The 23,279-nt window shown below is 68.3% G+C and carries 26 protein-coding genes and 1 tRNA gene; 17 read left to right on the top strand and 10 right to left on the bottom strand.

Going from position 1 to position 23,279, the window contains the following annotated elements; all coding sequences use genetic code 11:
• Positions 1-4 precede the first annotated feature (4 nt).
• From trpE to lexA, 8 genes are all read left to right on the top strand, one after another.
• A complete protein-coding gene (trpE, locus tag DFO45_RS05305; protein WP_133864064.1) occupies positions 5-1,519 on the top strand; it encodes an anthranilate synthase component I in 1,515 nt (504 codons plus the stop codon).
• Between the two features lie 143 nt (positions 1,520-1,662).
• Positions 1,663-2,265, top strand: coding sequence for an aminodeoxychorismate/anthranilate synthase component II (locus DFO45_RS05300; protein WP_133864063.1), 603 nt, complete (start codon positions 1,663-1,665; stop codon positions 2,263-2,265).
• A gap of 4 nt (positions 2,266-2,269) precedes the next feature.
• Positions 2,270-3,304: an anthranilate phosphoribosyltransferase gene (gene trpD / locus DFO45_RS05295; RefSeq protein WP_133864062.1), complete on the top strand. Its 1,035-nt coding sequence runs from the start codon at positions 2,270-2,272 to the stop codon at positions 3,302-3,304.
• Positions 3,301-4,092, top strand: coding sequence for an indole-3-glycerol phosphate synthase TrpC (gene trpC, locus DFO45_RS05290; RefSeq protein ID WP_133864061.1), 792 nt, complete (start codon positions 3,301-3,303; stop codon positions 4,090-4,092). Before trpD ends, trpC begins: the two co-directional genes overlap by 4 nt.
• Before the next feature lie 73 nt (positions 4,093-4,165).
• Entirely contained in the window at positions 4,166-4,594 is a 429-nt protein-coding gene (locus DFO45_RS05285; RefSeq protein ID WP_133864060.1) for a DUF2147 domain-containing protein, read from the top strand.
• Positions 4,594-5,070: a cyclic pyranopterin monophosphate synthase MoaC gene (gene moaC, locus DFO45_RS05280; RefSeq protein WP_133864059.1), complete on the top strand. Its 477-nt coding sequence runs from the start codon at positions 4,594-4,596 to the stop codon at positions 5,068-5,070. Before DFO45_RS05285 ends, moaC begins: the two co-directional genes overlap by 1 nt.
• A 2-nt stretch (positions 5,071-5,072) precedes the next feature.
• Positions 5,073-6,305 carry a gephyrin-like molybdotransferase Glp gene (gene glp / locus DFO45_RS05275; RefSeq protein ID WP_133864058.1) on the top strand — a complete coding sequence of 411 codons (1,233 nt, stop codon included), beginning with the start codon at positions 5,073-5,075 and terminating at the stop codon, positions 6,303-6,305.
• A gap of 137 nt (positions 6,306-6,442) precedes the next feature.
• The gene (gene lexA / locus DFO45_RS05270; protein WP_012170728.1) at positions 6,443-7,153 is read left to right on the top strand and encodes a transcriptional repressor LexA; all 711 of its coding nucleotides are present in this window, start codon (positions 6,443-6,445) and stop codon (positions 7,151-7,153) included.
• 67 nt (positions 7,154-7,220) lie between these two features.
• Here lexA and DFO45_RS05265 read toward each other — a convergent pair whose 3' ends face one another.
• Positions 7,221-10,079: a ComEC/Rec2 family competence protein gene (locus DFO45_RS05265; protein ID WP_133864057.1), complete on the bottom strand. Its 2,859-nt coding sequence runs from the start codon at positions 10,077-10,079 to the stop codon at positions 7,221-7,223.
• Between the two features lie 139 nt (positions 10,080-10,218).
• On the opposite strand from DFO45_RS05265, the gene gltX reads away from it, so the two are divergent.
• Both gltX and DFO45_RS05255 read left to right on the top strand, forming a co-directional pair.
• Entirely contained in the window at positions 10,219-11,634 is a 1,416-nt protein-coding gene (gene gltX, locus DFO45_RS05260; RefSeq protein ID WP_133864056.1) for a glutamate--tRNA ligase, read from the top strand.
• Positions 11,631-11,978, top strand: coding sequence for a sulfurtransferase TusA family protein (locus DFO45_RS05255; protein WP_332118972.1), 348 nt, complete (start codon positions 11,631-11,633; stop codon positions 11,976-11,978). The genes gltX and DFO45_RS05255 overlap by 4 nt, the downstream gene beginning before the upstream one ends.
• A 22-nt stretch (positions 11,979-12,000) precedes the next feature.
• Here the strand turns inward: DFO45_RS05255 and DFO45_RS05250 are convergent, their stop codons facing one another.
• Complete coding sequence (locus tag DFO45_RS05250) at positions 12,001-13,167, bottom strand: M20 aminoacylase family protein (RefSeq protein ID WP_133864055.1); 1,167 nt, start codon at positions 13,165-13,167, stop codon at positions 12,001-12,003.
• Positions 13,168-13,311: 144 nt separating this feature from the next.
• On the opposite strand from DFO45_RS05250, the gene DFO45_RS05245 reads away from it, so the two are divergent.
• Positions 13,312-13,521 (top strand): hypothetical protein, encoded by a 210-nt coding sequence (locus DFO45_RS05245; RefSeq protein WP_043879247.1) that lies wholly within the window; start codon positions 13,312-13,314, stop codon positions 13,519-13,521.
• A 34-nt stretch (positions 13,522-13,555) separates the two neighbouring features.
• Here DFO45_RS05245 and DFO45_RS05240 read toward each other — a convergent pair.
• Positions 13,556-13,631: transfer RNA gene (locus DFO45_RS05240), tRNA-Lys, on the bottom strand.
• Between the two features lie 242 nt (positions 13,632-13,873).
• Between DFO45_RS05240 and DFO45_RS05235 the strand changes: the two genes are divergently transcribed.
• Positions 13,874-14,260, top strand: a complete 387-nt coding sequence (locus tag DFO45_RS05235; protein ID WP_133864054.1) for a hypothetical protein — start codon at positions 13,874-13,876, stop codon at positions 14,258-14,260.
• Here the strand turns inward: DFO45_RS05235 and DFO45_RS05230 are convergent.
• Entirely contained in the window at positions 14,250-14,453 is a 204-nt protein-coding gene (locus DFO45_RS05230; protein WP_133864053.1) for a hypothetical protein, read from the bottom strand. The genes DFO45_RS05235 and DFO45_RS05230 overlap by 11 nt on opposite strands.
• Before the next feature lie 136 nt (positions 14,454-14,589).
• On the opposite strand from DFO45_RS05230, the gene DFO45_RS05225 reads away from it, so the two are divergent.
• Together DFO45_RS05225 and DFO45_RS05220 are read left to right on the top strand one after the other, a co-directional pair.
• Complete coding sequence (locus DFO45_RS05225) at positions 14,590-15,570, top strand: aldo/keto reductase (protein WP_133864052.1); 981 nt, start codon at positions 14,590-14,592, stop codon at positions 15,568-15,570.
• Positions 15,571-15,773: 203 nt separating this feature from the next.
• Complete coding sequence (locus DFO45_RS05220; protein WP_012170720.1) at positions 15,774-16,139, top strand: hypothetical protein; 366 nt, start codon at positions 15,774-15,776, stop codon at positions 16,137-16,139.
• 57 nt (positions 16,140-16,196) lie between these two features.
• Here the strand turns inward: DFO45_RS05220 and DFO45_RS05215 are convergent, their stop codons facing one another.
• From DFO45_RS05215 to DFO45_RS05195, 5 genes are all read right to left on the bottom strand, one after another.
• Positions 16,197-16,916, bottom strand: a complete 720-nt coding sequence (locus DFO45_RS05215; RefSeq protein WP_133864051.1) for a histidine phosphatase family protein — start codon at positions 16,914-16,916, stop codon at positions 16,197-16,199.
• Between the two features lie 145 nt (positions 16,917-17,061).
• Complete coding sequence (gene rpsI / locus DFO45_RS05210; RefSeq protein ID WP_012170718.1) at positions 17,062-17,526, bottom strand: 30S ribosomal protein S9; 465 nt, start codon at positions 17,524-17,526, stop codon at positions 17,062-17,064.
• Positions 17,527-17,528: 2 nt separating this feature from the next.
• On the bottom strand, positions 17,529-17,990 hold the full coding sequence (rplM, locus tag DFO45_RS05205; protein WP_012170717.1) for a 50S ribosomal protein L13: 462 nt from the start codon (positions 17,988-17,990) through the stop codon (positions 17,529-17,531).
• A gap of 192 nt (positions 17,991-18,182) precedes the next feature.
• Positions 18,183-18,770, bottom strand: a complete 588-nt coding sequence (locus DFO45_RS05200) for an NAD(P)H-dependent oxidoreductase (protein WP_133864050.1) — start codon at positions 18,768-18,770, stop codon at positions 18,183-18,185.
• Between the two features lie 67 nt (positions 18,771-18,837).
• Positions 18,838-19,278: a PaaI family thioesterase gene (locus tag DFO45_RS05195; RefSeq protein WP_043879244.1), complete on the bottom strand. Its 441-nt coding sequence runs from the start codon at positions 19,276-19,278 to the stop codon at positions 18,838-18,840.
• 126 nt (positions 19,279-19,404) lie between these two features.
• Between DFO45_RS05195 and DFO45_RS05190 the strand changes: the two genes are divergently transcribed.
• Positions 19,405-20,205, top strand: a complete 801-nt coding sequence (locus DFO45_RS05190) for an enoyl-CoA hydratase (RefSeq protein ID WP_245517982.1) — start codon at positions 19,405-19,407, stop codon at positions 20,203-20,205.
• Between the two features lie 86 nt (positions 20,206-20,291).
• Complete coding sequence (locus DFO45_RS05185) at positions 20,292-21,719, top strand: hypothetical protein (RefSeq protein WP_133864048.1); 1,428 nt, start codon at positions 20,292-20,294, stop codon at positions 21,717-21,719.
• A gap of 4 nt (positions 21,720-21,723) precedes the next feature.
• Here the strand turns inward: DFO45_RS05185 and DFO45_RS05180 are convergent, their stop codons facing one another.
• A complete protein-coding gene (locus DFO45_RS05180) occupies positions 21,724-21,942 on the bottom strand; it encodes a DUF2842 domain-containing protein (protein WP_012170712.1) in 219 nt (72 codons plus the stop codon).
• A 217-nt stretch (positions 21,943-22,159) separates the two neighbouring features.
• Here DFO45_RS05180 and DFO45_RS05175 point away from each other — a divergent pair, with 217 nt between their 5' ends.
• A complete protein-coding gene (locus tag DFO45_RS05175; RefSeq protein ID WP_245517958.1) occupies positions 22,160-23,227 on the top strand; it encodes a COX15/CtaA family protein in 1,068 nt (355 codons plus the stop codon).
• Positions 23,228-23,279 lie beyond the last annotated feature (52 nt).

Here is a 23,279-nt window from a genome sequence, read left to right as displayed (position 1 = left end):
TGGCATGAGCGCACCGACCTCGTTCGACGGCTTCGCCGCCCGCTACGTGCGGGGCGAGGCCCAGGTAGTCAGCACCACGCTGGTCGCCGACCTCGAGACGCCCGTCTCGGCCTTCCTCAAGATCGCCGGCGACAAGGCCAATGCCTTCCTCCTGGAATCGGTGGAAGGCGGCGAGACCCGCGGGCGCTATTCCATGATCGGGCTCGAGCCGGACGTGATCTGGCGCAGCAATGGTGCGAAGGCCGAGATCAACCGCCACGCGCTCACCGACACCGAGACCTTCGAGCCCTGCCCCGAAGCTCCGCTCGCCGCGCTACGCAGCCTTTTGGCCGAATCGCGCATCGAGCTGCCCGAGGGTGCCCCCCCCATGGCGGCCGGGGTGTTCGGCTATCTTGGCTACGACATGGTGCGCCAGATGGAGCCGAAGCTCGGCCCCGCCAAGTCCGACCCCATCGGCGTGCCGGAAGCCCTGCTCATCCGCCCGACCATCATGGTGGTGTTCGACGCGGTGAAGGACGAGATCACCGCCGTCACACCCGTGCGACCCAAGCCCGGCGTTTCCGCCACCGCCGCCTTCGAGGCCGCGCTCGCCCGTCTCGACCGGGTGACGCTGGCGCTGGAACAGCCCATCGCCCATCCGGCGCCCGAGCCCTTCCATGGTGCGGTGGAGGCCACATCGAACACCACCGAAGCCGACTTCTGCGCCATGGTGGAAAAGGCCAAGGACTACATCCGGGCCGGCGACATATTCCAGGTGGTGCTCTCGCAGCGCTTCGAGAGTCCCTTCACCCTGCCGCCCTTCGCGCTCTACCGCGCGCTGCGGCGGATCAATCCCGCGCCCTTCCTCGTCTATCTGAACTTCGCCGGCTTCTCGGTGGTCTGCTCGAGCCCGGAGATCCTCGTGCGGCTGCGCGACGGCAAGGTCACCATCCGCCCCATCGCCGGTACGCGCCGGCGGGGCGCGAGCCCCACCGAGGACGAGGCGCTCGCGACCGAACTTCTGGCCGACCCGAAGGAGCGAGCCGAGCACCTGATGCTGCTCGACCTCGGCCGCAACGACACCGGCCGCGTCTCGAAGATCGGGACCGTGAAGGTGACGGACAGCTTCTTCATCGAGCGCTACAGCCAGGTCATGCACATCGTCTCCAACGTGGAGGGCGAGGTGGACCCGCGCTTCGATGCGCTGGACGCGCTGGCGGCGGGCTTCCCGGCCGGGACGGTCTCGGGCGCGCCCAAGGTGCGGGCCATGGAGATCATCGACGAGCTGGAGCGCGACAAGCGCGGCATCTATGCCGGCGCCATCGGCTATTTCGGCGCCAATGGCGAGATGGACACCTGCATCGTCCTGCGCACCGCCATCGTGAAGGACGGACGCATGTATGTGCAGGCCGGCGCCGGCCTCGTTTATGACAGCGTGCCTTTGAGCGAGCATCAGGAGTGCGTCAACAAGGCCAAGGCCCTGTTCCGCGCCGGCGAGGAAGCGGTGCGCTTTGCGGCACGGGCGGGGCGCGGCCAATGAGGCGGGCCGGACTCCCCACACCGGAAGGGCGATGGCGCGGCGCTTGACCCTGTGAACGCCGCCACGCTTTAACCCTTGTCCGGAGCGCCACGCCTCGCCCATGCGAGGGGCGCCGTCCGGATCCGCCGGACGCTGGAGCCGCCATGACCGCCGTCACGCTGATCGATAATTACGACAGCTTCACCTACAACCTCTGGCACTATCTCGGCGAACTCGGTGCCACCGTGACCGTGCGCCGGAACGATGCCATGGACGTGGAAGGCATCCTCGGCGAGAAGCCGGACGCCATCGTGCTCTCCCCCGGCCCCTGCACGCCCAACGAGGCGGGCATCTGCTGCGACCTGATCGCCAGGGCCAGCGACACGGTGCCCATGTTCGGCGTCTGCCTCGGCCATCAGGCCATCGGTCAGGTGTTCGGTGGCGACGTGGTGCGTGCCCCGACACCCATGCACGGCAAGATGTCCGAGATCCTGCACGAGGGCCGCTCGGTCTTCCGCGGGCTCAACCATTCCTTCCAGGCGACCCGCTACCATTCGCTCATCGTGGCGCGCGAGACGCTGCCCGCCGATCTGGAAGTAACCGCCCACACGGCCGACGGCCTCATCATGGGTCTCGCTCACCGCACCCGGCCGGTGCACGGGGTGCAGTTCCATCCCGAGAGCATCGCCTCCGAGAACGGCCATGCGCTGATGCGCAACTTCCTCGACATCGCCACCGCGTTCAACGCCGCGCGCGCCAAGGACTGACCCGATGGAACGCTTCCGCCCCCTCCTGAACAAGGTCGCCATGGGCACGGCGCTCAACCGCGACGAGGCGGCCTACGCCTTCGACAAGATGATGTCCGGCGAGACGACGCCCTCGCAGATGGGCGCGCTGCTCATGGGCCTGCGGGTGCGCGGCGAGACGGTGGACGAGATCGTCGGCGCCGTCTCCGTCATGCGCGCCAAGATGCTGACCGTGGACGCCCCCGTCGGATCGGTGGACGTGGTGGGCACGGGCGGCGACGCTTCGGGCTCCTACAACATCTCCACCTGCGCCTCCTTCATCGTCGCGGGCGCCGGCGTGCCGGTGGCCAAGCACGGCAACCGCGCGCTTTCCTCCAAGTCCGGCGCGGCGGATGTGCTGGCAGCGTTGGGCGTTCGCATTGACCTCGCGCCCGCCGCCATCTCGCGCTGCATTGCGGAGACCGGCATCGGCTTCATGTTCGCGCCGACGCATCATCCGGCCATGAAGAACGTCGGCCCGACGCGCGTGGAACTGGGCACCCGCACCATCTTCAACCTGCTCGGCCCGCTCTCCAATCCGGCCGGCGTCAAGCGCCAGATGGTCGGCGTGTTCGCCAAGGCGTGGCTCTCGCCGCTGGCCGAGGTGCTCAAAGCCCTGGGTTCCGAGCGCGCTTGGGTGGTGCACGGATCGGACGGCCTGGACGAGATCACCATCTCCGGTACGACGGACGTGGCGAGCCTCGAAGACGGGCGCGTGCACACGTTCGAGATCAGCCCGGAGGACGTGGGCCTGACCCGCGCCGCACCGGAATCGCTGCGCGGCGGGGATGCCGAGCACAATGCGGCAGCTCTGCGCGCCGTGCTTGAGGGTGCCCCCGGCGCCTATCGCGACGTCGCCGTCATGAATGCCGGCGCCGCCCTCCTCATTTCCGGCCGCGCTGCCTCGCTGCGCGACGGGGTGGACATGGCCAAGGCCAGCATCGACAGCGGCGCCGCCAAGGCGAAGCTTGAGCAACTTGCCCGCGCCACGCAGGCGCTTGCCCCGCAGGTGGACGCATGAGCGACATTCTCTCCCGCATCGAGACCTACAAGCGCGCCGAGATCGAAGCCGCGCGCGCCGCGCGTCCGCAGGCCGCGACCGAGGCGGCCGCCCGCGCGGCCGATCCCGTGCGCCCCTTCGCCAAGGCGCTGGAGGCGAAGATCGCCGCCGGCCAGACGGCCCTAATCGCCGAGATCAAGAAGGCAAGCCCCTCCAAGGGCCTCATCCGTCCGGATTTCGATCCGCCGGAGCTGGCCCGCGCCTATGAGGACGGGGGCGCGGCCTGCCTCTCCATCCTGACCGACGGGCCTTCTTTTCAGGGCGCGCCGGAATATCTCATCGCTGCCCGCGCGCAGGTGAGCCTGCCGGTGCTGCGCAAGGATTTCCTGTTCGACACCTATCAGGTGGCGGAAGCCCGCTCCTGGGGCGCCGACTGCATCCTCGTCATCATGGCCGCCGTGGATGACACGCTCGCCCGCGACCTTGTGGCCGCGGCGACCGATTTCGGCATGGATTCGATCATCGAGGTGCATGACGAAGCCGAGCTCGACCGGGCGCTCGCTCTGCCCTCAAAGCTCATCGGCATCAACAACCGCAACCTGCGTACCTTCGAGACGACGCTCGCCACCTCCGGCCGTCTCGCCCCGCGCGTGCCGAAGGACCGCATCGTCATCGGCGAGAGCGGCATCTTCACGCATGCGGACGTGAAGCTGCTCCGGCAGGTGGGCATCGCCAGCATTCTCGTGGGCGAAAGCCTGATGCGGCAGGAGGATGTCACCTCCGCCACCCGCACGCTGCTGAACGGCTGACTTCCGGCGCGGAACGGCCGGGGGCATACTGGCCCCGAGGCCGCCGCAAGATGCGGCCCCTAGGGAGATGCGCATGAAGATGGTGGGTATTTTCGCCGCGAGCGCCTTTATGGGCCTCACCGGACTCACGCTCCCGGCCGCGGCCGCTGACGTGACCGGCCTGTGGGCGACGCCGGTGCATGGCGGACAGGTGGAGATCAGCAAGTGCGGCGCCTCGGTGTGCGGCCGCATCGTGACCTCCGAGGGCATCAAGGCCGACCCCAACCTCAAGGACACGAAGAATTCGGATGCCGCCAAGCGCGACCGCGTGCTGAAGGGCCTGCAGATTCTCGGCGGCTTCTCCGGCGGCCCCACGGAATGGACCGGCGGGCAGATCTACAATGCCGATGACGGCAAGACCTACAGCGCCTCGCTGACGCTGGATGGTGACAACACGCTCAAGGTGCGCGGCTGCATCGTCGTGCCCTTGTGCCAGACCCAGACCTGGACCAGGGTCCGCTGATGACGCGCCTCACCCACCTCGATTCCACCGGCGCCGCGCGCATGGTGGATGTGTCCGACAAGCCTTCCACCACGCGCGAGGCGCTGGCGGAAGGACAGGTGGTGATGGCCCCCGAGACCCTCGCGCTCATCCAGTCCGGCAATGCCAAGAAGGGCGACGTGCTCGGCGTCGCCCGCATCGCCGGCATCATGGCTTCCAAGCGCACCCATGAGCTCATCCCCCTCTGCCATCCCCTCATGCTGAGCAAGGTGGAAGTGGAAGTGACGCCGGACGAAACCCTGCCCGGTCTTCATGTGGTCGCGCGAGTGAAGACCGCCGGCCAGACCGGCGTCGAGATGGAGGCGCTGACGGCCGTCTCCGTCGCCTGCCTCACCATCTACGACATGGCCAAGGCCGCCGATCGCGGCATGCGCATCGAGAACATCCGCCTGCTTGAAAAATCCGGCGGCCGCTCGGGCGACTGGCGCGCGGCGTGAGCATGACCGGCACGCCCAAGAAGGCCCCGCTCATGCCGGTGGCCGACGCCCTCGCGCTCATCACGCGCGATCTCGATGTTCTGGCAACCGAGATGGTGCCAGTGGACGAAGCCGTGGGCCGCGTGCTCGCGGCCCCGCTCGCCGCCCGCCGCAGCCAGCCGGGTGCCGACATGTCGGCCATGGACGGCTATGCCTTCGCCTATCCCGAGACGCTGGACATCCCGCTGACCCTGAAGGTGGTGGGCGAATCGGCCGCTGGCCGCGCCTTCGACGGCGCCGTGGGGCCGGGAGAAGCCACGCGTATCTTCACCGGCGGCGTCGTGCCGCCCGGCGCGGACACCGTGGTCATCCAGGAGAACACCACGCGGGACGGCGACAGCGTCACCATCACCGTGCCGCTCGCCAAGGGCCGCAATGTGCGCAAGGCGGGCTTTGATTTCGCCGCCGGCACCGCCCTCTTGCCGGCCGGCCGGCGGCTGAATGCTCGCGACGTGATGCTCGCTGCAGCCGCCGATCACGCCATCCTGCCGCTGGCCCGCCGCCCGCGGGTGGGAATCATCCAGACGGGAGACGAGCTGGTCTATCCCGGACAGGCCACCGGCCTCCTTTCGGAGGTGGTGGTGTCCAACGTCTATGGTCTTGCGGCGCTCGCGCGCGAAGCGGGCGCGGAGGTGATCGACCTCGGCCTCGTGCGCGACGGCATGGACGAGACCCGCGCCGCCATAAGCCGCGCCCGTGACCTCGGCATCGATGTGCTCGTTTCCTCTGGCGGCGCCTCCGTGGGCGAGCATGATCTGATGGCCCCGGCACTGAAGGCCGAGGGCATCGCGCTCGCCGTGCACAAGATCGCCTTGCGCCCCGGCAAGCCGCTGATGTTCGGCGCCGGCGGCAACATGCGGGCCCTCGGCCTGCCGGGCAATCCGGTCTCGGCCTATGTCTGCGCCGTGCTCTTCCTGCTGCCCATCCTGCGCCGGATGCAGGGCGAGGATGCCCCGCTGATGGCGACGCGCCCGGCGCGGCTCGGCACCGCCATGCCGGCCAATGACACGCGCATGGATTTCGTGCGGGCGCGGCTGCGTTTCGAGGACGGGCAAGCCATTGCCCATCCTCTGACCAATCAGGACAGCAGCATGCTCTCGGCTCTCGCGAGCGCCGACTGCCTGCTGATTCGCCCCGCTCATGCGCCCGAGGCAAAGGTGGGCGACCCGTGCGAAATCATTCCGCTCAACGCCTGAGACCGGCGTTTACCCGATGTTGAGGCTTGTGGAACAAACAAGAAACAGGTACATAATGTTCCTGATTTGTTTCGCAGGGCGCGGAGCGGATCGTCTCCCGGTCCGATGGGCCTGGTCGCAAGGGGCGGAACCACACGATGCTCACCCGCAAGCAGTATGATCTTCTGCGCTTCATCCATGAGCGCCTGAAGGAAACGGGCGTGCCTCCCTCCTTCGACGAGATGAAGGAAGCATTGGATCTGCGCTCCAAGTCCGGCATCCATCGCCTCATCACGGCCCTTGAAGAACGCGGCTTCATTCGCCGCCTGCCGAACCGCGCGCGGGCGCTGGAGGTGGTGCGCCTGCCGGATAGCGCGGCGCCGGGTCTCGCGGCCGCCCGCAGCGGCGGGCGCGGCTTCTCACCCAGCGTGATCGAGGGCAGCCTCGGGCGCGTGCGCCCGGTGGTGGATGACGAGGAACCAGCCGCCGTGGTGGCCGTGCCCGTCATGGGCCGCATTGCGGCCGGCTCGCCCATCTCGGCCATCCAGACCCGCAGCAACACGCTGAACCTGCCCCCCGAAATGCTCGGCACGGGGGAGCATTTCGCCCTTGAGGTGCGCGGCGACAGCATGATCGAGGCCGGCATTCTCGACGGCGACACGGTGCTCATCCGCAAGTGCGACACGGCCGACACCGGCGACATCATCGTGGCGCTGGTGGATGACGAGGAAGCCACCCTCAAGCGCCTGCGCCGCAAGGGCGCCTCCATCGCCCTTGAGGCCGCCAATCCCGCCTATGAAACGCGCATCTTCGGCCCCGACCGCGTGCGCATCCAGGGGCGGCTCGTGGGGCTCATCCGCCGGTACTGAGGGCGCGTTCGGAAGCGCGGTTTCCGAGAGACGGATTGTTTTGGGACAGTGAGATGCAGCGGGACCATCAGGGTTCCTCCTGCGCATCGTCCGCGCTTCGGCGGCCGGCTGTCTCCGTATCGACGACGGGCATCGGCAGATCCGGGAGCACTGGCATCCAGGGCCGCTGAACGCCGACAGGGCGCGTCGGAACAGTTCGCCAGTGCACAGCGAAGGACTGGCGGATTTGCGCCTGAGAAGGCGCTTGGGTCATGGCGCTCCGCGCCGATTGTCGAGGGGCCCTCTCCGTGGGCGTGTGCGGCTGAGCTGACGGAGCGATGGACTTCTGCCTACCCACGGTTGGCTCCTCCTCCACATGTGCGCGCCTGATTGCCCCGGCATCTGCCGTTGGCGGCATCGGCGGCGCTGAGGACATCGGGCGTATCCCGGATTGGGTGCCTCCGTTCCTTGCCGCCCTTATCTCTCGCGCCTTGGCCCAGCGGGCCTGCTGATCGCGCCAGAGCGAGGCCCGGTGATCGGCCGCCATGCGGCGCGGACGCGTGGCCGGCGGGGCCGGCGGCGGACCATCCGGTTCGGCTTGCGCCGATGCGGGTCTCACCTCGGAAGACGAAGCGTCTGTTTCGGACGGCGTTTCAGGACGGAGCTCGGGCGCGGCTTTAGCCTGCACGCTGTTGCCGGATGCAGCCTGTGGCAGCTCCACGGCCGCTGGTGCGGCCTCTCCCATCGCCGGCGGAGGTTCACCCGCGACCCGATGCGGGGTGGCTATCTCCCCTGCCGCCTGCCCCGGTCGATGAAAGAGCGCCAGCGTCCCCGTGCGGCTCATGTCCTGCGGCGTGAACAGGCGGGCGGCGCAGGCCGAAATGTTCTCGGTCGAAGGGACCTCCGCCGTCACCACGAGGCTCGCTTCCCCGCACGCGGCCGGAAGAGCCTCGGCCTTGCGAACCAATACGATCTTCGTGCCGTCCGGGAGCGGCGCCATACAGCGGCGGGCATCGCAGGCAAAGCCCTGCGCCAGATCGGGCGCCTCCGCCGTGCGCGGATCGGCTTCCTTGCTGAGCCACTGCTCCGCCACCAGCCGCGAACTGCGCGCGCCCGCGATGCTCAGGCGCCCATCGCCGCCGCGCACGGCAACGGTCTGGCCGTTGGCGGCAATCAGCACGTCCGGCCGGGGTGGCGCGCCCAGGAGCAGGAGCGCCGCGACGACGCAGGGCACGGCGGCAAGGCGCAGAAGCCCCCGCAGCAGGCAGAGCGCCAGCAAAGCGAGTGTCGCGAAGGCGGCAGTGCCCGCCCCAACCCAATCGGTGCGCATGTCGGCACCGGGCAGGGCCGCAACCACGTCCGACACCTTCACCATGATGTCGATGCCGAGGCCCATCACCGGCCAGGCGATGAAATCCCAGCCGAACGGCAGGAGAAGCACCCCGAGCAGGCCGAAGGGCATGACGAGGAACTCCACCGCCGGCATGGCCGCGAGGTTGGAGAGGAGGCCCATGATGCCCAGGCGCTGGAAATGCAGCGCCGCATAGGGCGCCGTCGCAGCCCCGGCGACCACGGAGGTCATGGAGAGGGCGGCCAAGAACAGGCCCATGCGCGCCAGCGCCCGCAGCACGAGCGGGCCGGCCGCCAGCCGGCCGCGCAGCCCGGTCCATTGCTCGTAGGCCGCCACCAGCGCCAGCGTCGCGGCGAAGGACATCTGCGTGCCGGGCTCCAGCAAGGATTCGGGGCCGAACGCCAGCACCAGAACCGCCGCTACCGCGACCGTGCGCAGAGTGAGCGCCGCTCGCCCCGCGATCACGCCCACCAGCACGATGGCGAGCATCCAGAAGGAGCGCTGGGCCGGCCAGTCATTCCCGGAGAGCAGGAGATAGACGCCGCTTCCCGCGAGCGCCGTCGCAGCCGCCAGAGACTTGATGGGAAACCCCAGCGCCAGCGGGGGGAAGGCCGCAAGGCCGCCGCGCACGAGAAAGAAGAGTGTACCCGCCACCGTGGCCATGTGCAGGCCGGAGATGGAGAGCACATGGGTGAGGCCGGAGACGCGCATGCTCTCTTCCACCTGCGGAGAGATGGAAGCACGGTCACCCACGACCAGCGCCACGGCGATGTCGGCGGCGGTGCCGCTGAGCACGGCGCGGATGCGCGCGCCGACCGCCTGACGCACCTCGTCCACGAGGCGCCCCATGCGCACGCTGAAGGGAGCCGGCTCGGCGAGCGCGATGATCCGCGGGCGACCGAGCCCGAATCCCACCGCATCAATGCCGCGGAACCAGATATTGCGGCCGAAGTCATATCCACCCGGCAGCGCCGCCTCCATGGGCGGCAGCAGGCGGGCCAGAACGGAGACCGGCGTGCCTGCCGCCGGTGCGCTGCCCCGCGCCACCGAGAGCCGCACGAGCTGCGGCTTCACCGCAAGCCCCTTGCCCTCGGCTGTCGTCACCCGCAGCAGAATGCGATCCGCCTTCGCCCGCCGCTCCACCTGCTCCACGAAACCGGAGAGGCGCACCGGTGTCTGAGGCGGCAGGAGCACCGGGTGCGCGATCCATGCGGTGTGTGCGGTAGCGAGGGCGAAACCGCCTCCGACCGCGGTCAGCCACAGCAGCAGCGCGAAGGCCACGGGCCGCGCCCGCGCACAAAGGCTTGCGACTGCGAGGGCGCCGGCAAGACCGAGGACAGCCGGCAGCGACGGCTCCTGCGCCGCGCCGAAATAGAGAAGAATGCCGCAGCCGAAGCCAACCGGCAGCCAGAGGACCAGCCGGCCGGAAGCCGCCTCGGCACGGACGTCGGCCAACAGGCGGTCGCGCAGGCGGCCGAGGAGGGCACCGGGCCACACCGGGGCGGGGATGAAGACCGGGCGCGCGACAGCGCCGCCGAGCACGCCCGCGCGTGCTTCGGCGGGGCGGCCCCGCGCCCCTGCCCGACCGTCCCCCATCGGCCGTGTTCCTTCGCTCCCGCGCCTATGCTACACGGGCGCCTCGCATGCGCCACGGCTTCGTGCGCGTCGGCCTGCTGGCAGGCCTCACAGGGGCGTCTCGCCCACCCGCTTTCCTCCCACGTCCGGCCTTTACGAGATGTCGCAGATCGTCACCCGCTTTGCTCCCTCCCCCACGGGCTTTCTGCATATTGGCGGCGCCCGCACGGCGCTGTTCAACTGGCTCTACGCCAAGGCCAAGGGCGGCAAGATGCTGCTGCGGATCGAGGACACCGACCGCCAGCGCTCCACCAAGGAGGCCATCGACGCCATTCTGGAGGGCCTGACCTGGCTCGGCATCGATTGGGACGGGGACGTCATCTACCAGTTCGCCCGTGCCGAGCGGCACCGGCAGGCGGTGGAGGAGATGCTGTCGCGGGGCAATGCCTACCCCTGCTATGCGACGCCCGAGGAACTCGACGAGATGCGCGAGCTCGCCCGCAAGGAGGGCCGCCCGCCGCGCTATGACGGCCGCTGGCGCGACCGCCCGGCCTCGGAGCGCCCCACCGACCGCAAGCCGGTCATCCGCCTGCGCGCCCCGCAGGAGGGCGTCACGGTGATCGAGGATCAGGTGCAGGGCACCGTCACCTTCCCGAACAAGGACCTGGACGATCTCGTCCTGCTGCGGTCGGACGGCACGCCCACCTACATGCTGGCAGTGGTGGTGGACGACCATGACATGGGCGTCACCAACATCATCCGTGGCGACGACCATCTCACCAACGCCGCCCGCCAGACGCAGATCTACAATGCGCTCGGCTGGGACGTGCCGCGCATGGCGCACATTCCGCTGATCCATGGTCCGGACGGCGCCAAGCTCTCCAAGCGCCACGGCGCGCTGGGCGTCGATGCCTATCGCGACATGGGCTATCTGCCCGCCGCTTTGCGCAACTATCTGGTCCGCCTCGGCTGGAGCCATGGCGATCAGGAAATCTTCTCCACGCAGGAGATGGTCGAGCATTTCGATCTGGATCGCGTCGGCCGCTCCGCCGCCCGCTTCGACTTCCAGAAGCTTGAGAATATCAACGGCCATTACATGCGCGCCAGCTCCGACGCGGAGCTGTTCGACGCGGTGATGGGCCTGATCCCGCACCTGCCTGACGCCGAGCACCGCCTCGCCCGACTGACGGACGCGCGCATGGAGCAGCTGCGCGCGGCCCTTCCGGGGCTCAAGGAGCGCGCCAAGACGCTGACCGAACTGCTGGACGGTGCTGAGTTCATCTTCGCCACCCGGCCGCTGCCGCTGGAGGAGAAGGCGCAAGCCGTGCTCACGGCGGAGGCGCGCGCCCATATCGCCGCCATGATCCCGCAACTTGAGGCGGCCGACTGGTCCGCCGCCGGCACCGAGACAGTGGTGCGGGCCTATGCGGAGCAGGCAGGCGTGAAGCTCGGTGCCGTGGCGCAGCCGCTGCGCGCCGCCCTCACCGGCCGCACCACCTCTCCGCCCGTCTTCGACGTCTTCGCCGTTCTCGGCCGCGAGGAAAGCCTCGCGCGTCTCAAGGACCAGACCGCATGAGGAGCGCGCTTCGCATGGTGGACAGCCCGAGCAAGGATCGCGCGCCCGGTTTCGGCCGGCGCACCCCGGCCGCCGATCCGGTGACCGGCGAGCTCTATCTCGATCTCAAGGGCCTGAAGTGCCCCATGCCTGCCCTGCGCACGCGCAAGGCGCTGGCGGAAGCCGCCTGCGGCACGAGGCTTGTGGTCTCCTGCACCGATCCCATGTCGGTCATCGACATTCCGCATCTGGCGGCGGAGACGGGCAATGTCTTCGAGGGACGCGAAGTGACGGACGGCGTCATCACCTTCCGCCTGCGCAAGACCTGCGCGCCCAAGACTTCTGCGCCCAAGACCGGCCCGTAAGACGGGCGCCTGAAGCGCCCGCTTACAGCGGCAGGGCGCTCTCCACGAGGCGCACCCAGAAGGACGTGCCGTAGGGAATGGCGGCGTCATCGAAATCATAGCGCGGGTTGTGAAGCCCCGCGCTGTCGCCGTTGCCCACGAAGATGAACGCCCCCGGCCGGGCCTCCAGCATGAAGGAGAAGTCCTCGGCCGCCATGATGGGCGTCGTGTCCGCATCCACCTTGTCCGTCCCGGCTACGTCGCGGGCCACCCGCGCGGCGAAATCGGCCTGCCCGGGATGGTTGACGGTCGGCGGATAGCCGTCGATCCAGCGCAGCTCCGCACGGGCGCCGTAGGCCTCCGCGATCTTGGAGACGATCTCCGGCAGCCGCTGGCGCAGTTGATCGCGTACCTGCGCCTTCAGGGTGCGCACGGTGCCCGTGAGTTCCGCCTTGGGCGGAATCACGTTCTCCACCGCACCCGCATGGAACATGGTGATGGACACCACCGCCGCCTCCAGCGGGTCCACATTGCGCGCCACCGCCTGCTGAAGGCCCATCACGATGGCCGAGCCCACCAGCACCGGATCGACGCCCCGGTGGGGTGCCGCCGCATGGGCACCGGTGCCGTCCACCGTGATCTCGAGCCGGTCGGTGGAGGCCATGATGGCGCCCGGCCGCATGGCGAAATGGCCCACGGGAATGCCCGGCATGTTGTGCATGCCGTAAATCTCCTCGGGCCGGAAGCGCTCCAGCAGTCCGTCCTCGATCATGACGCGGGCGCCGCCCTCGCCTTCCTCGGCGGGCTGGAAGATGAGCACGGCCGTGCCCGCGAAGGCCCGCGTCTCGGCAAGATGCCGGGCCGCGCCCAGCAGCATGGCAGTGTGGCCGTCATGGCCGCAGGCGTGCATCTTGCCCGGCACCTTCGAGGCATGGGCCGCGCCGGTCTCTTCTTCCACCGGAAGCGCGTCCATGTCGGCGCGCAATCCGATGACGCGCCCCGCTCCGCGCTCGCGGCCGTGTATGACCGCCACCACGCCGCTGCGCCCGATGCCCGTCACCACCTCGTCGCAGCCGAACCCCCTCAACTTCTCCGCCACGAAGGCGGAGGTGCGGGGCAGATCGAACATCAATTCGGGGTATTCGTGCAGTTCACGGCGCCACGCGGCGATTTCGGCGGCGGTTTCGGCAACGCGATTCAGAACGGGCATCTTGGGCTCCTGTCGAAGCCGGATCGTGGAACCGGGCCGGTATGGGGTCAAGCGCCGATGCTGCGATGCGGAAGCGCAGCGGGAACGGCTTGCCCTCCCTTCACGTTCCACCAGGGACCCCACGTGATACGGAGAGATGCCAACATGTCCGCAGATCGCCCTTCCCCGCCCCGCGGCGCCGGCAAGGCCGCCGCTTTCATCGTCGCGACCGTCGCCTTCATGATGGTCGCGATCTTTGTCGGGCGGAACATCTACCACGCCGAGACGCTGGAGGATCAGCAGGCGGGCCACGCAGATCCGGCCGAGCGGCCCAAGGGGCCGAACGATCTGCAGACGCCGCCGCAGAATCGCTGAAGCTAAGGGCGCGGCTTCGACTGTCTGGGAGAGATGGTGAGCCCGTCGGGATTCGAACCCGAGACCCCATGATTAAAAGTCACGTGCTCTACCGGCTGAGCTACGGGCTCACTTGAGCGAGCGTGGTAGGGCACGGCGGCAGCAGGGTCAAGGTGCCCGTTGTCCGGGCGGAAGCGCTGCTCCCAGAATCATGGGGGCAGCGCTTGCCCTTCGCTCGGTGGCGTGTGCATTGGATGAAGGATGATCGGTGATGCGTTTCGGGACGTGGCGTAAGACAGCCAAGAACAGAGGGCGGTTCAGCCTGCTTGGCGTATGCCTCGCGTTCGCTTTCGCCATTTCGCCCGCGCAAGCCGTGACCTGCGTGGTCAAGGGCGGGGACTTCGACTTCCAGAGCGAGGGGTTCGGAACCGTCTTCGGCCAGGGCACGCAGGCCAATGCGGATGCCGCCTATCGTGCGCTTGAAAAGGAGCTGGGCGATCCCGCCGCCTACAGCAGGCCCACCGTCTTCTACGCCAAGGCTGGCACCATCTCCCGTTACGAATGCACGGGAGAAAAGTGCAGCGCCCGTGAGATGCAGATGGCGTGGAAGTCCTGCTCGGACGGCGCCAAAAGCGTCGCTGAGATCTGCCTCCCCCTCGCGGTCGTCTACAACAAGCGCCTGTACTGCGTTCTCCAGCCCAATGCGCCCATGGAACCGGGCAAACCCTTCGCCCCCTACACGCCGCCGTTCAACCGGTAACGGCCGCTATCGTCTGGCCTGTTGAGCCGGCCTCGCCCGTGCGGCCCGGACAGAACCGCAAGCGGCTCCGTCCAAACCCCACGGATGGAGGATCAGCCCCCATGGCCTTTTCAGCCGCTTCCATCGCCTTGGCCTTCGGATTGTCGGTGCGATAGGCCTTCATCTTGGTGTCGAGGTCGGCGGCCGCACGCACGCCTCTCTCTTTGAGGCGGTAGGACCGCACAAGTCCATTCGCGCGCGTGAAGAAAAATGCTCGGCTTTCCCCCAGCCGCGCGTATGGTCCCGTCCTGCCTTGCGGCGTCCGCCGCGCATGAAAGAGGCCATCCCACATGGATTATGTGAAGCTCGGCCGTACCGGCCTTGAAGTCTCGCGCCTTTGCCTCGGCTGCATGAGCTATGGGGCACCGAACCGGGGCACGCACCCCTGGTCGCTTCCGGAGGAGGAAAGCCGTCCCTTCATCCGCAAGGCACTGGAAGCGGGGATCAATTTCTTCGACACCGCCAACGTCTATTCCGACGGCACCAGCGAGGAGTTCCTGGGACGGGCGCTGCGCGATTTTGCCAAGCGCGAGGAGGTGGTGATCGCCACCAAGGTGTTCAACCGCATGCGCCCCGGCCCCAATGGCGCCGGTCTCGGCCGCAAGGCGATCCTGGCGGAGATCGACAACAGCCTGCGCCGCCTCGGCACTGATTACGTGGACCTCTACCAGATCCACCGCTGGGACTATGACGCGCCCATCGAGGAGACGCTCGAGGCGCTGGACACCGTCGTCCGTTCCGGCAAGGCCCGCTACATCGGCGCCTCCTCCATGCATGCGTGGCAGTTCGCCAAGGCCCTGTTCCTGCAGGAGAAGCACGGCTGGGCCCGCTTCGTGAGCATGCAGAACCTCGTGAACCTGCTCTATCGCGAGGAGGAACGGGACATGCTGCCGTTCTGTGCCGATCAGGGCGTCGGCGTCATCCCCTGGAGCCCGCTCGCCCGCGGCCGCCTCACCCGCCCGTGGGACGAAACCAGCGCCCGTTCCGAAACCGACGAATTCGGCAAGACGCTCTGGACCCGCACCGCCGACGCCGACCGCAAGGTGGTGGACCGGGTACGCGAGGTGGCGACGGCGCGGGGCGTGCCTGCGGCGCAGGTGGCGCTGGCCTGGGTGCTCCAGAAGTCGGTCATCACCGCGCCCATCATCGGCGCCACCAAGCCCGCGCACCTCGATGACGCCATCGGCGCCTTGTCGTTAAAGCTTGAGCCCGCCGAGGTCGCAGCGCTGGAGGAGCCCTACGTTCCTCACGGCGTCATCGGCTTCAAGTGAGACACGAGCCGCGGTCGCCCGGTGCTTTTCCGGCGACCGTGGCCCCGCCACCACGGCGTCGGCGGAACCCTGCCGGCGCCTGACACGCGGAGCCTGGGGACCGCCCCTGTCCACCGCCGCTCTCAACCACGATCCGATCGCTCGCTTGCGTCCCGGCACCGGCTGACCTAAGCGACTATGGGTGGCACATTCCGGGGGTTCGGATGTCGAAGGTTTGGTCTTTCACGGGTGCGGGTGCCGCGGGCGGCGCGCTGCTGTGCGCGCTCGGAGCCGTAGTGCTGCTGCCGGCCGATGCGGCGCGCGCCCAGAGCAGCAGCGGCTCCGTGCCCCATATCGAGATCCATCCCCGCAAGCCGGATGTGGTTCAGCTGCCGGTGATTCCGCAGGGCAGCTACCTCGATCCCGGCCCCGGCCCCGCCATCAAGCCGGACGTGCCGATCGGCGATGACCGCAACGAGGACTACGTGTTCCCAGCCGATCTCGGCGGTTTCGACGGCGCCTCCCCGCCCGGCGATCCCACCAGCGGCGGCGGCTGGAGCCCGCTCCCCGGCGATACGCCGAGCTTCTGAGCGGCATCTGTCAGATTGCGAAGGCCGGCACGCGCGCCGGCCTTCTGCTTTTCGGCCTCACGGCTCGCAATCGGTCTCGCGCACGTCCAGCCCTTCCGGCTGGCCCCAGTCATTGTGCGGCAGGTCGGCATATTTGCCGGTGAAGACCTGCTTTTCCATCCGGAACGAGACCGGCACGGGATTGCCCGGCTTGTAATCGACGATCCAGAAATAGTCGTAGGTGTTGTCGGGCCAGGTCTCCGGCACCCCGGGAAGCTGGTCGAGATTGAGCGCTTGGCGCAAAGTGAGCGCGCGCCGCCCCGGCGGCAGCGACGCATCGGCGATGTGGTTGTGCTCCCAGACCACCACCACGGTCTTTCCGTCGAAGCGCGGATTGTTCAGCAGCGCCTCGGCCGCCTGCTTGGTGCGCTTGGCGAGATCACTGTCGAACAGCTTCGGCGCCTTGCCGACCGGAAGCACCGAATAGAAGGCCTGCGGCAGTTCCCAGGAATTGGCCAAAGGCGACGCGGTCTCCACCGTGTGGATGGAGATGGTGAAGATGGCCTCCGGTGCCGTTCCGGGCGCAAAGTAGCTGCGCTCCGCATCGCGGCCCAGATACTGCTCGACCAACGCCCGTGCGCGGCGGCGGCCGATCTCGCAGAGCCGGTAAGGGTCGGACTTCTCGCCGTGACGCAGGATGATGAGGCGCGCCGGCGTAGCTGCGGCCTCCGCGACGAAGCCGAACGTGGCGCCGCATGTGATCGCCGCGCCGACGGCGGCCGATATCAAGGCCCGCATCCCTCTTGATCCTCTCCAGCCCGATGGTGGCGCAGGAGAGCACGCCGGGAAGTGCGGCGCTACCGCATTGCGATTGCGTGCCAACAACAAAAAAGCGGCGGGGATAACCCCGCCGCTTCGCAAAGCCGTAAAGCTCCTGGACCGATCAGCGCTTCGAGAACTGGAAGCTGCGGCGGGCCTTGGCGCGACCGTACTTCTTGCGCTCGACCACGCGGCTGTCGCGGGTCAGGAAGCCGCCCTTCTTCAGCGGGCCACGCAGCTCGGGCTCGTAGAAGGTGAGCGCGCGGGAGATGCCGTGACGCAGCGCGCCGGCCTGACCGGAGAGGCCGCCGCCGGAAACGGTGCACACCACATCATAGGCGCCCTCGCGGGCCGCAGCCGCGAAGGGCTGGTTGATGATGAGGCGCAGCACGGGGCGGGCGAAGTACACCTCGACCGGACGGTCGTTCACGATGATCTTGCCGGTGCCGGGACGGACCCACACGCGGGCAACCGCGTCCTTACGCTTGCCGGTGGCATAGGCGCGGCCGAACTTGTCCAGCTTCTGGACGTGGACCGGCGCCTCGTTGGCGACGGAAAGAGCGTCGAGGGACGAAAGAACCTCGGCCATGGTCAGATCCTCACGTTCTTGCTGTTGAGGGCGGCCACGTCGAGGACGGTGGGCTGCTGGGCCTCATGCGGATGGGTCGGGCCCTTGTAGACGCGCAGGTTGCCGAGAACCTTGCGGCCGAGCGGACCACGGGCGAGCATGCGCTCCACGGCCTTCTCGATCACGCGCTCCGGGAACCGGCCGTCGAGGATGAACTTGGCAGTCCGCTCCTTGATGCCACCCGGGAAACCGGTGTGGTGGTAATAGACCTTCTGGTCACGCTTGCGGCCGGTGAGCACCACCTTCTCCGCATTGATCACCACGACGTTGTCGCCGGTGTCCACGTGGGGGGTGAAGGTGGCGCGGTGCTTGCCGCGCAGGCGCATGGCGATGACGGTGGCGAGGCGGCCCACAACGAGGCCGGTCGCGTCGATCACCACCCACTTCTTTTCGATATCGGCAGGCTTGGCCGAATACGTCTTCATGGATGCGTTTCCAAATGAGGAGGCCGGGTTGCGCAGGCATCTGCCGCGCGATCCGACGGTATGGGGCTTCTAACGGAGGCCCGCGCAACGGTCAACGGACACATGCGCATAATATTCCATGTATTTCAATGGCTTATAAAAATGGTGCCATAACACCACTGGATAACGTCTGTTTTTCCGGGCCTTTGCCGCTCACATCGCCCGTTCACCGAGCTGTCGCATCTTCAGCAGCCAGCCCTGCCGCTCCGCCGGCGTGGCCTGGTCCACCCGGCCGAAATAGGTGTGCCGCACGGGACTCATGCCGCAGAAGGACAGGATACCCTGATCGACGCTCTTGGCCCCATGGGCGGCGAAGAACCAGCGGTAGACGAAAGCGGGGGTCCCCATGGTGACGACGAGGCGTGCCGACCGTCCGGTGAGGAGCGCGCTCGGGAAGGAATGATCGCCGGGCAGGAAGGCAAGGCCGGGACGCAGCAACTGCTCCAGGAACGCCTTCAGAAGCGCCGGCACGGTGCCGAGCCAGAGCGGAAAGAGCATGACCACGTGATCGGCCGCAATCAGCGCATCCCGCGCGGCATTGAGGCTCTCGGGAAGCGCGTCCATCTCGAAGGCCGCCTGCGAGCGCAGCACCGGGAACTCCAGCCGGGCCACGTCCACGCGCATCACCCGATGCCCGGCCAAGGTCGCGCCCGCCGCATAGGCATCGGCGAGCCCGTGGCACAGATGTCCGCCGGCGCGGTCGGGATGCCCCTGAATGATCAGGATGGACCTGGACGCCATCGCTTTTGTTCTCCTCCGGGTTGCACCCGAGGATGGACAAACGCGACGTCAGGCACCTTGATCGAGGTCAGGAGTGGGCGGGGATGGAATAGGTCGCCACGCAGTGGGCGACGAGCTCATGGCTCTTGGAGGTGCGCAGGCCGATCTCGCCGACAGCGAGTCGCTTGCCCACCTTGATGAGATGCGCGTCCGCGATCACCGCACCGGGCTCGGGCTTGCGCAGGAAATTGATGTTCAAATTGGTAGTGACGGCGAGCGTGATGGGGCCGAGTTCGGCAAGCAGCGCCACGTACATGGTGATGTCGGCGAGCGCCATGAGGGCGGGACCGGACACGGTGCCGCCGGGACGCAGATGCTCCTTGCTCGCCTCCAGCCGGACGGTGGCTGCGCCGGGCGCAATGGCTTCAATGCGGTGGTGGCGGCCGGGACCGAACGACTGAGGGTATTCCCGGGCGAGGAATTCCTCCATGTCACTCACCGACATAGCGGTGCCGCTAACCGACAGCATCGTTCTTCCACTCCCTGTGTAGCTTACATATGACACGAGCAAGCTTGTTTGAAACCTGCATAAAGCGCAGCAATACCCCTACATAATACCGGGAGGACGGAAATGAGCGAAGCGTCTGCATCCGAAATGGAAGCTTCCTGGGGATTTATCCGACTACAGCGCGCATCCGGCGTTGCGATCCTCACCCTCGCCCGGCCGGCCAGCCGCAACAGCCTCTCCGACGGCATGATGGCCGATGTGTCTGGCGCGCTGACAGAATTGGCCGATGACGCCAGCGTTCGCGCCATTGTCCTGGACGCCGAAGGCCCGGTCTTCTCCGCCGGCCACGACCTGAAGGAAATTCAGGCGCATCGCAGCGACAACGATCGCGGTCGTACCTATTTCGAATCTGTTCTGGCCCGTTGCTCGGCGCTGATGACCCAGATCGTCCGCCAACCCCAGCCGGTGATCGCCGCCGTGGAAGGCATGGCGACCGCCGCCGGCTGCCAACTGGTCGCGAGCTGCGACCTCGCGGTGGCCGGGGCCGGCGCCCGCTTCTGCACGCCGGGCGTGAACATCGGCCTCTTCTGCCACACGCCCATGGTGGCGCTGTCCCGCTCCGTCGGGCGCAAGCACGCCATGGAGATGCTGTTGCTCGGCGAATGGGTCGAAGCGCCCGAGGCTCATCGCATGGGTCTCGTCAACCGAATCGCCCCGGCCGGCGAGGCGCGAGCGCTGGCTCTGGAACTCGCACAGAAGATCGCCTCGAAATCGCGGGTCCCGGTGAAGCTCGGAAAGGCCGCCTTCTATGCGCAGGCCGAGATGGGTCTTGATGACGCCTATGCCTATGCGTCGCGCGTCATGGCGGAGAACATGATGGCGCGGGATGCGGACGAGGGCATTTCGGCGGTGATCGGCAAGCGCACACCGCAATGGGAAGACCGCTGAGCGACAATTTACACTTCATCAACCATGCAGGCGCACCCTGAAATCGGACGTCTCCCGCACTCTGGCGGGGACGCAGGAGCGCATGCATGGCCCTCGCCTGCGAAGAGCGGTTCGACACCGATGGCTCCCGGCAGGACACGCTCGTGCGGCGTGCCCTCTGGGCCGGCTGGATCGCGCTCGGTCTTCTCCTCGTCTGCACGCTGCTGCCCCTGCGCTACAGCGCCCGCACGGAGCTGACGTTCGATGCCGCCATGCCGCCGCCGACGGCGGTGGTGCGCGGCGTCACGCAACTGGTTCAGTCCCGCGCGGTGGCCTTCGACGTCACCCGGACCCTTGGCGCCCGCGACATGCGGCGTATCGCCGACCAGTCGGGCCTGCGGCTCACCGCCCTGTGGCGGCGCGCGGACGCCGATGACGGCGCCCTCGCCGCCCGCGCGGTCCGCGTGCTCGACACGGCGGTGCGCACCACCATCATCCAGGGCGGACGCGGCGTGGACATCACCGTCACCCTTGCGGATGCGGGCCTTGCCGCCCGCGTGGCCGATGCCTATGCGGGCACGCTGCTCTCCCTCGATGCGAGCGTGCGCGGCGGACTGGAAGGCGCGCACGATCCCGCCCCGCCCCTGCGCCTTGCCCACGCGGCACAGGCGAGTCGCCTGCCTGACATGCCGACGCCCGTGCCGGGGCTTCTCCTCGCCGGGGCCGGCGTGCTGCTCACGCTCCTGTCGCTGCACACCGGCCGCCGTGCGCCGCGTGCGGAGGGGCGTGTGGCGGAGGGCATCCTGCCGCGCGAGATTCCCACAGACCGCCGCGTCGCCTGGCTGCGCTCGGCGCTGGGGGACGGCCTCGGCCCGCATACCGCCATCGAGCGCCTCGTGGAGACGGTGGCGACCGCCGGACAGAATGATCTGGTGGTGCTCACCTCCGAGGATCTGCCGGACCTCGCGGCCACCTGCGCCGTTGCGCTCGCCCGGCGTCTGGCGGAGGGCGAGGACCAGATCGTTCTCGTGGCCCTCGACGGCGAAGCGCCCGCCTTCGCCCATGTGCTGACCGACCCGCGCGCACCCGGCGTGGCCGAACTGCTGTTCGGCGTTGCCGGCTTCAGCGAGGCGATCCATCGCGATCCTGGCTCGCGGGCGCATCTCATCCCGCCGGGCCGTGACAGTCTCGGAGGGCCGCGCGTGGTCGGAGCCGACCGGCTGCCGCTGATCCTCGATGCGCTGCGCCGAACCTATCGGCGGGTCATCGTGGCGGCGCCGCCGCTCGCCGGCACCGCCGGAGCGACCCGGCTGGCAGGCCTCGCGCCGCTGCTGATCGCCATTCATGAGGACATGGCCGTGCCGACCGCTGCGGTTGAGACCTATGACGTGCTGGCGGCGGAAGGCTTCACCAACGTGGCCATGCTGCCGCTGCGCCTGGATGCGGACGGCCAGCCGGACAGCCTTCCCTCGCCGCTCCTGCCCCGCCCCTCGCTCTCCGAGCCCCTTCGGGCGCCGGCGCCGAAAGCCGCCTGACGGCTCAGGACGGGCGCGGGCGATCGGGTCGCTCCATCCAGCGGATCAGCAGACCGGCGGGGATCACCCAGAGCGTTCCGAGCAGGATGTAGCTCACCGTCTGCCACGCCCACGGCAGATCGGTCACGCGGCCTTGGGCCAGCGCCATGGCGCTCACTGCCCAGACGACCACCAGCACCAGCAGCAGGACCGTTCCGATCAACTTGCGCACCCGCTGACGCATGGCCCCTCCCCGTGCTCGTGAACAACATCACCGGCAGAACAAGGCTTTAGCCGGCATTCCTCAACTTCCACCGGCACATCAATACGGTCCTGACCGGCACCGATGCCGCCCGCCACACGGGCCTGTCATCGGCGGCGACCGCGCGCCGCCTTGCACGGCCCCTTCCTGCTCTATAACGGAACGCAGGGGGCAGGAATATCGAGGAGAAGGGAAACCGATGTCGCAGGCACAAGGCATGGCTCTCGCCGGCGCGCCTGTCGCGGCGCGGTCACCTCGCGCGGTCCAGGTCTGGCTCTATGCGGTGGCCGCCCTCATCGTGCTGATGGTGGTGGTGGGCGGCGCGACCCGCCTCACCGAATCCGGCCTCTCCATCACCGAGTGGAAGCCGATAACGGGCGCCCTGCCACCGCTCTCGGAGGCGGACTGGCAGGCCGAGTTCGACCGCTACAAGACCATTCCCCAGTATGAAATCCTCAACAAGGGCATGGGCCTCGAAGCCTTCAAGACCATCTATTGGTGGGAATGGGGCCATCGCCTGCTCGGCCGTGTCATCGGCCTCGCCTTCTTCCTCCCCTTCCTCTATTTCGCGCTGACCGGCGCCCTGCGCGGCACTTTGCTCGCCCGCTGCTTCGGACTGTTCCTGCTCGGCGGTCTTCAGGGCGCGGTGGGCTGGTGGATGGTGGCCTCGGGCCTCACGGAGCGCACGTCCGTCAGCCAGTATCGCCTCGCCGTCCACCTGACGCTCGCGTGCATCATCCTCACCGCCATCGTTGCCGTGGCCCGCAGCCTTTCCCCCCTTGCTGCGCAGGCCCTGCCCGATCGCGTGCGGCTGACGGCGCGTGTGCTGGTCGGCCTCGTCCTGCTCCAGACCTTCGCCGGCGGCCTCGTGGCCGGCCTCGATGCCGGCATGTCCTTCAACACCTGGCCGCTGATGGACGGACATCTGGTGCCCGCCGCCGGTCAGCTCGGCGCCATGCAGCCGCTGTGGCGCAATCTCTTCGAGAACGCGATGACGGTTCAGTTCGTGCACCGGAGCATCGCCTATCTCATCTTCGCGCTGGCCTTCCTGCACCTTCTGGATTGCCTCCGCCTCGGCGGCACCGCCGCCCGCCGCGCCGCGCTTGTGTTCGCGCTGGTGGCGGCTCAGGCGATGCTCGGCATTCTGACGCTGGTGCACATGGTGCCGCTCGATCTGGCGCTGGCCCATCAACTGGGCGCGACGCTGGTGCTTATCGCGGCCATGATCCACGCCAGCGACAGCAACCGCCGCCAGATCGTGGCCTGAGCCCAAGACGCTACAAACGAAACCGCCCGCGCAGCGGCACCTGCGCGGGCGG

Source organism: Azorhizobium sp. AG788, from assembly GCF_004364705.1.
GTDB classification, from domain to species: Bacteria; Pseudomonadota; Alphaproteobacteria; order Rhizobiales; family Xanthobacteraceae; genus Azorhizobium; species Azorhizobium caulinodans.
Note: the sequence above shows the minus strand (reverse complement) of the source record. Positions and strands in the feature narration are given on the sequence as shown.